This is a genomic window from Yersinia proxima (genome assembly GCF_902170785.1).
Classification (GTDB): Bacteria; Pseudomonadota; Gammaproteobacteria; order Enterobacterales; family Enterobacteriaceae; genus Yersinia; species Yersinia proxima.
Genome location: NZ_CABHYG010000015.1, coordinates 1 through 997, shown reverse-complemented (window position 1 = coordinate 997; position 997 = coordinate 1). Strand labels below are relative to the sequence as shown.

The following is a 997-nucleotide window of genomic DNA, read 5'->3' as shown; positions in this document are numbered from 1 at the left end:
ACCAAGCAAACTGATTTCAACGGCATCAAAGTATTGGATAACCGTACTGCAACGGATTCAAGCTATGATTTCCAGGTGGGTTCTAAAGATAACGAACAAATCAGCATTGCTATCGGTAAAAGCTCAGGCTGGAACCTGGCAACAGCCAACGCTGATGGCACATCATCAGATTCCGTAAATACTTATGCTTTCACTAAGACTACAGTTCTTGATGCTAAACAAGCAGCATATGATACGGCAAATGGTGCATATCTGGCAGCAGTTAAAGCCGATGCTACTAATGGCACAACAACGGCTGCGGCACTTAAAGGTGCAGCGGATACTGCGACTACTGAACTGGCAACTGCGGTTAAAGATGCGACTGCTGTTAATGAAGCAGTAAATGGTAAGTCACGTACTGTTGCTGCCAAAGGTTTTGACGTATTGAATGGCACCGTGGCTGCTGATGGTAAAGCAACTGGCACCACGCCGCTGGCTGATATTGATAAGGCACTAAAAGCGGTTGATACTCAGCGCAGCGTATTGGGTGCGTCTCAGAACCGTTTTGAGTCAACCATCACCAACCTGAACAACACAGTAAACAATCTGACTTCAGCCCGTAGCCGTATTCAAGATGCGGATTACTCTACTGAAGTGTCCAACATGAGCCGTGCACAGATTCTGCAACAAGCGGGTACTTCTGTTCTGGCTCAGGCTAACCAGGTTCCACAAACAGTATTGTCTCTGCTGCGTTAATATCACGCTTGATTTAATAGTAAGCCTCCGATATTCGGGGGCTTTTTTATTTCAGCGTAGGAGAATGAACCGCCGGATATACAGCTAAAGATTTGGATGAGCCTGCCGATAATAAAAAAGACGGTGATTGAAGCCGTGGGCAAATAAGCCTGAACCTTAGCCGAATCATATTTAAAGGAATACCTACTATGGCGGTCATTAACACTAACAGCCTGTCTCTGCTGACTCAGAACAACCTGAACAAATCCCAGTCTTCTTTAGG

At 45.6% G+C, this 997-nt stretch carries 1 protein-coding gene; it reads left to right on the top strand.

From position 1 onward, the window contains the following. The coding region (locus tag FTB31_RS13735) for a flagellin (RefSeq protein ID WP_227731487.1) at window positions 1–735 on the top strand (735 nt) is incomplete at its 5' end. Window positions 736–997 lie beyond the last annotated feature (262 nt).